Genomic DNA, 7,007 nt, shown 5'->3' with positions numbered 1-7,007 from the left:
ATGTAAAAGACAAACCGATTTCTCAATTTCGAGAAGCCGGTTTGCCTTTTTTAAACGGTCGATTATTTACTGCTTACTAACAAACGACTAATCTCAGTTATTCATTTTCTTTTGCCGGTTCATCCGTAATCAATCCCTTAAACAAGCCATAAACAAACTCATTTGGATCAAAAGCCTGTAAGTCATCAATTTGTTCACCCAAGCCGACTAACTTAACGGGTAGGTGAAGCTCATTGCGAATTGCTAGGACAATACCGCCCTTAGCTGTACCATCTAGTTTAGTTAAAACAAGTCCCGTTACATCGGTAGTTTCTTTAAACTGTTTGGCCTGAATTAAAGCATTTTGACCAGTGGTTGCGTCTAAAACTAACAATACCTCTTGCGGTGCATCCGGAATTTCACGACTAATCACACGTTTGATTTTTTCTAATTCCTTCATCAAGTTAACTTTATTCTGCAAACGACCAGCAGTATCGACCAACAAAACATCAAAGTCTTCATTCTTAGCCTTTTTGACGGCATCAAACACAACTGCCGCCGGGTCACTTTGGGCCTTACCACTGACCACCGGCACGCCCGCACGCTGCCCCCAAACTTCTAATTGCTCAGTTGCAGCCGCCCGAAAGGTATCACCAGCAGCTAACACGACTTTTTTACCGTCTTCTTGGTACTGGTGGGCCAGCTTGCCAATTGTAGTCGTTTTACCTGCCCCATTGACCCCAACAAATAAAATCACCGTTGGCCCAGTTGGCGCAAAATTGATGGTATTTTTTTCGTCCTTACCCTCTTCATCATAGATATCAACGAGTTTTTCAACAATCGTCTGTGCAACTTCTTGTTGACTCTTAGCATTACGTAGCTTAACTTCCTCACGAAGCTCATCACTAATTCGAACGGCCATGTCAAAGCCAACATCGGCGCCAATCAAGGTTTCCTCTAAATCATCGAAGAAGGCCTCATCAACTGACCGGAAGTTAGCAAATAGCGCGTTCATTCGTTCGCCAAAAGTTTTACGACTTTTTTCTAATCCTTTGTCGTATTTCGCTTCAGTTTTTGTTTCTTCTTCAGGTTTATTGCCACTAAAGGCATGTTTAATTCGATCAAATAATCCCATTTAAGCATTTCCTTCCTCAATTAAGTTGAAAGTAATCGTCCAGAAATACGGCCACCCCGTCTTGATCATTGGTCAATGTTGTTTGCCCAGCTACGGCCTTAACCGCTGGAATTGCGTTGGCCATGGCCACCCCCACGTTAGCTGCTGCTATCATGGACAAATCATTGGCCTGATCGCCAAACGCCATTAAATTGCTACGATCCCAACCAAGGTGGGCCAACAAAACATCTAAAGCATTCGCCTTAGTTACTGTCTTAGGTACAAATTCCAGCAAATTAGTTCGGGATGAAGCAACGTTAAATTCTGCCTTTAATTCCTCAGGTAAGCGTGGTACAGCCTGGTTAATCTGCTCTGGCTCCGTTGCTATCACTAGTTTACTATAATCATGCTGCTCCGGCAATTGTGTCGCGGTTGTGGCCACCACTTTCAAATTTGGATTCATTGCTTGATAAAGCGACGCTCCGAAATCAGTGATGTGGTAAACTTGTTCAAAATCCAAAACATCCACTGGCCACTTAACTTGCTGGGCAAAAGTAAACAATGGCTGCATTGTACTCTTGGCCAAGTTAATTTGCAGCAGAGGTGTTTTTTGCATTGTTGCGCGTACCAAGGCACCATTAAAAGTGGAAACAAATTCTCCTGCCTGCATTAAATTAAGCTGTTGTAAGTAGTCCGAAATTGCGTTAATTGCACGGCCAGTGCAAAGCACAATTTTAAGCCCTTGCTGCTGTAAGCGGTGCAATGTGGTAATTGTTCGCGGACTAATTTGCTTTTGACTATTTAGTAACGTTCCATCTAGGTCCAACGCAATCATTTTAATCATTGCTGTACTACCTCCGTTGCTTCTTTGAGTGAAACTGAAACCATGTGCGACACACCAGATTCCTGCATGGCAACGCCGTACAAAACGTCCATTGCCATCATCGTTCCTTTGCGGTGCGTGATGACAACAAATTGCGTATTTTTATCGTAATGCTGCAAAAAACGACCGAAGCGATCCACATTGGCATCATCTAATGCCGCCTCGACTTCATCCAAAATACATAAAGGTACCGGTCGAACTTTAATAATCGCAAATAATAATGTGATGGCCGTTAAAGCACGCTCCCCACCAGAAAGCAGGCTTAGTTGTTGCAATTTTTTGCCTGGTGGCTGTGCGATAATTTCAATGCCCGTCGTTAATAGCTCATGCGGGTCGGTTAACGCAAGCGAAGCCTGACCGCCACCAAACATTTTTGGAAAAGTTTCACTAAAGGCAGCAGCAACTTGATCAAAGGTTGTTTTAAAGCGTTGAATAACTTCTTGGTCCATTTCTGTCATCGTGGTCGTTAACTGTTCTTTAGCCGTTAACAAATCCTGCCGTTGTTCATTCAAGAAATCATACCGTTTCTTCAATCGCTCGTATTCAGAAATTGCCCCTAGGTTAACCGTGCCAATATCATCGAGACCCATTTGTAATAATTTGGCCTGCTGACGTAGTTCCGCCGTCGCCGTTGACAAGGCAGCCGCTTCAGCAGCCGCATAACTTAATTCATAAGTTTCCGAAAGTGTGGTTAGCGCGTGATTAATTTGTTGATTAAGATCCGCCACGTTCGCCGTTACCTGCGTTAATTTGGCGTCTTGCTGCTGCACAACTGCCTGTGCGTGATCCAATTGCAACTGTTGCTGTTCTAGCGCCGTAGCAATTGTCGCCCGTTTTTGCTGCTTGGCCGTAATCGCGGTTGTTTGTTGCCCCAGTTGCTGTTCAATTTTAGCCAATTTAGCCTTTACTGAATCTGTCGTCGTGCTAGTTTGGGCAAGCTGCTTAGTCAGTTGTTCCTTTTCTTGCTGTGCCGTACGTAAATCCGAAGCGAAGTCCTCTTTACGTGCTTGGCCTTCACGCTGTTCTTTTTTCAAGTGTTGCAATTGTTCTTTAGCAACCGCCAAACTCGTTTGTGCCGCTTGTCGCTGCTTGGCCGTTTGATTTTGATTAGCCTCATAGGCCGTAAGATCAGTCTGGGCCTGTTGAAGTTGCTTATCAAGCGTTGCCATGGCCGTTACCAACGCGGTCGTCTTAGTCGTGTTAGTGGCCAACTGCTGTTCAACTTGTTTTTTAGTCACAGCCTGTTGTTGCTTTTCGTAAAGACTAGCCTGTTGCTGCTGGGTAAATTGTGCCTGCTGCGTTTTCAACGTCGCAATCGTGGTTGCGGCTGTTGTATTTTGCTTGGTTAAGGTTTGCTGTTGTTGGCGTAAAGTAACTTGTTGTGCTTCTTCTTTTTTCAAAGTAGCCTTGGCCGTTTTTAAGGCGGTCTCTTTATCGTCTAACTGTAATTGCATAGCATGGAGTTTTTCAGCCAACTGGCGCTGTTCCAACTCACGAGCCAGCAAACCACCGCGTTTGGTTGCACCGCCACCAGTCATTGAGCCCCCGGGATTCATAACGTCGCCACTAAGGGAAACAACCCGAATTCGGTGCTGTAATTGATTGGCAATTTGAATCGCAGCCGTAATATCTTTAGCGATAACAATTCGACCCAGTAAATGGCGAATAACTGGCGCAATTCGTTGATCATAAGTGACCAGGTCAGCCGCGATCCCAACAAAACCAGTAACTTGCTGCACTTCAGTTAATTGCGCCTGCGTCAAACCTGCAGCGTGCACAACATCCAAGGGCAAAAAGGTAGCCCTTCCTAATTGCTTTTGTTTTAAAAATTGAATGGCGGCCTTACCAGCAGTCTGATTTTCAACAACAACCGATTGTAATTGTCCGCCTAAGGCTGTTTCAATGGCAGTATTATACTTTTCGGGAACTTCCACTAACTCGGCCACTGCTCCGACAATCCCATTAAGTTGACGCCGGTTTTTTAAAACGCCACGAACGCCTGCATAAAAACCGGCGTAATCCTGCTTCATTTCGGCAAAACTAGACTGCTTAGCTTCGGCCTTCTGCATAATTGCCAACGCCTGATACCAATTTTTTTGAGCCTGATCATATTGCTGATTATGCCTTTGGTGCAACTGCGTCAAATCCGTTAACTGTTTTGTTAACGTCTGCTCACGCTCATTGGCCTGTTCAAACGCCTTTTGAGCCGCATCTAATTCTGCAACTACTTTAGCAGCCCGTTGTTGCGCGGCACTGGATTGATTCTGCTGCTTTTTGTTCACCGCATTTTCTTGAGTCAATTGTTTTTGTAGGTAGGCAGCCTCGTTATGCAAAGTTGTTTGTTGCTGCATCTGGTCAATGTATTGATTTCGTAAATTTTCAATTTGTTGTTTCCGCTTGGAGGCACTCAACGAGCCGTCCTGTTGCAGATCAAGCTGTTTTTCTTGTTGAGCCACTTGTTGCTGTTTTTCCGTTAATAATTGCGTGTTACGTGCAACTAGGTCAGTTTGTTCACTTAATTGTTGCTGTTTAGTCGTAATAGTTGTCGTTAAATTAGCAACCTTTTCCTGGACAACTTTGCGCCGCTCACCGGCCAATTGCTGCTGACCACTAACATCGGCCTGTTGCTTGGTCAACGTCAGCCGCTGTTGCTGTAATTGATCCAATTCCAACTCCAATTGCTGTTGTTGCTGCTTTTGCGTTGTTACTTGTTGTGCAAAGGCAGCTTGATTCTGTTTTGCCTGTTCAAGGTTTTCACGCGTCTCCTTGAGCTCAGTCTGCTGTTGTTTTTTTGCCACCACTTGTTCATCAATTTGCCGAACCAAAAGTGTTTTAGTTACTTCGTTCAACTGCTTTTTTTGCGCCAAATAATCCTTGGCCAAACTACTCTGCTCTTTTAATGGCTCCACTTGATCCTTTAATTCCACAATAATATCTGCGACGCGGTTAAGGTTAACCGCGGTTTCATCTAATTGACCAGTGGCTTCATGCTTACGCTGCTTATATTTAACAACCCCAGCGGCCTCCTCGATAATTCCCCGCCGATCCTCTGGTTTACTGTTGAAAACTGCCGCAATTTTTCCCTGGGAAATAATGGAAAAGGATTCTCGCCCAAGGCCAGAATCCATAAATAAATTCACAATATCCTTTAACCGGCAGGGCTTTTGGTTAATATAAAACGCCGAGGTGCCATCCCGGTACAACGAACGCATGACGCTAACTTCCTCGAAACTTGTCTTTAAAGCGTGATCGTGATTACTAAAAGTTAAGGTTACTTCCGCCCGATTAAGTGGTTTACGCGCGCTTGAACCAGCAAAAATCACATCAGGCATCTTGCCACCACGAAGACTCTTCGCCGACTGCTCACCTAGGGCCCAACGAATAGCCTCCGTAATATTACTTTTTCCTGAACCATTAGGCCCAACGATTCCTGTAATTCCAGAATTGAAGTTAATAACGGTTTTATCCGCAAATGATTTAAATCCATTTATTTCTAACGTCTTAAGCTGCACACTTCTGTTCCCCTTTACGCATGACCTAGTAAACGGTCTAACGCCACCTCTGCTGCCACTTGCTCAGCAGCCTTCTTAGTGTGACCTGATCCCGTACCTAATACCTTACTTTTGGCAACAACCTCAACCGTAAATTGTTGGTTATTAGTTGGCATTGCCTCAGCAACTAAATGATAACTAATTTCAACTTCGCCATCTTTTTGTAAATACTCTTGTAAGTTTGTTTTGTGATCCATCACGTATGAAAAGGCCCCTGCTTCAACCTTAGGAAAAACAACCTGCTGCACAAATTTTGTCACAGCGGCTTTACCTTGATCAAGGTAAAGTGAACCAACAAAGCTTTCAAAAATATCACATAGTAGCGAATTGCGGTTACGGGCACCGTTCTTTTCTTCGCCCCTACCCAGTAGAATGTACTGATCAAAGTGACATTCACGCGCAAAAGCACTAAAACTATCCTCACAGACAATTGCAGCCCGTAAGCGGGTTAATTTACCTTCAGGATAATTAGGGTACTTTTTATACAAATAATCGGACACAGTTAGTTCCATTACAGCGTCGCCTAAAAACTCGATCCGCTGGTAATCTTGTAACTGTAACTCAGGGTGCTCGTTAACGTATGAAGACTGGGTAAATGCCTCTTCAAGTAACGCAAGATTATGGTACTCAATACCGAATTTGGCCTTGAGTTCCTTTAAAAATTTTTCGTTCACAATAGTACTCCTTTATTTTTAGTTTCTGAAAACTGCTTAGAAAGTGCCTAGATTCCATTCTGAAATGGCAACTGTCTACCCGCCAGTGTAATATTTGAGCCGCTTAAAACCGCCGGCTCCCGGCGCCATTGTCCACAAACCGCTACACCCGCGTAACAATCGATTGCCATTTATGAAGTAGTTGCCACCTAACAACGGAAAGTAGGTCGTTACTAATTTAAACCACAAAACACCGGCCAGTTGACAATTGTGTTATTAAATTGAATTTCCATCCCTTTTCAGATATATCCATTTAAATTATACCGTTCTTCGCTTCAAAATCCTACTCAACAGTAGCCGGGGCAAATAAAAAAGCAAAGGACTTCAACTAATTTAGTGTCCGCACTAAACATAGAATCCTTTGCCTTAATAAAATCGATTTACTTTTGGTGACTTTGAACGTAAGCGACCGCATCGCCCACAGTAACGAGCTTTTCAGCATCGTCATCAGAAATTTCGGCGCCAAAAGTATCTTCTAATTCTAAGACAAATTCAACAACATCGATTGAATCAGCGTTTAAATCCTTTTTAAAATTTAAATTCATTGTGATCTTATCCGCAGACAGTTCAAAATGATCTTCAATTAATTTGGCAATTTTATCGTAGATCTCTTGATCAGACATGTGCTTTCCTCCTAAGGCCTTAACCTAAAATTAATCGTGTAACCCAAAGCAGCCCTTTAGAAAAATTGGCTCTATACTTTTTCCTGTTGATAGTTTACAAATGGTAAACTATTAACAGGATTTTTGTGCAGAAAAAGAGCTCAC

General features: G+C 43.4%; 5 protein-coding genes. All 5 read right to left on the bottom strand.

Features of this window, described 5'->3' with window-relative positions; all coding sequences use genetic code 11:
- Positions 1-97 precede the first annotated feature (97 nt).
- Positions 98-1,114, bottom strand: a complete 1,017-nt coding sequence (gene ftsY / locus EKM61_RS10890; protein ID WP_068223911.1) for a signal recognition particle-docking protein FtsY — start codon at positions 1,112-1,114, stop codon at positions 98-100.
- Between the two features lie 16 nt (positions 1,115-1,130).
- Positions 1,131-1,937, bottom strand: a complete 807-nt coding sequence (locus tag EKM61_RS10885) for a Cof-type HAD-IIB family hydrolase (protein WP_068223908.1) — start codon at positions 1,935-1,937, stop codon at positions 1,131-1,133.
- Positions 1,934-5,488 carry a chromosome segregation protein SMC gene (gene smc, locus EKM61_RS10880; protein ID WP_068223905.1) on the bottom strand — a complete coding sequence of 1,185 codons (3,555 nt, stop codon included), beginning with the start codon at positions 5,486-5,488 and terminating at the stop codon, positions 1,934-1,936. Before smc ends, EKM61_RS10885 begins: the two co-directional genes overlap by 4 nt.
- 14 nt (positions 5,489-5,502) lie before the next feature.
- The gene (gene rnc / locus EKM61_RS10875) at positions 5,503-6,201 is read right to left on the bottom strand and encodes a ribonuclease III (RefSeq protein WP_068223903.1); all 699 of its coding nucleotides are present in this window, start codon (positions 6,199-6,201) and stop codon (positions 5,503-5,505) included.
- A 419-nt stretch (positions 6,202-6,620) separates the two neighbouring features.
- Positions 6,621-6,863, bottom strand: coding sequence for an acyl carrier protein (acpP, locus tag EKM61_RS10870; protein WP_068223900.1), 243 nt, complete (start codon positions 6,861-6,863; stop codon positions 6,621-6,623).
- Positions 6,864-7,007 lie beyond the last annotated feature (144 nt).

It is taken from the genome of Loigolactobacillus backii (assembly GCF_003946275.1).
GTDB classification, from domain to species: Bacteria; Bacillota; Bacilli; order Lactobacillales; family Lactobacillaceae; genus Loigolactobacillus; species Loigolactobacillus backii.
The sequence above is the reverse complement of the archived record's forward strand: the minus strand, read 5'-3'. Positions and strand labels throughout refer to the sequence as shown.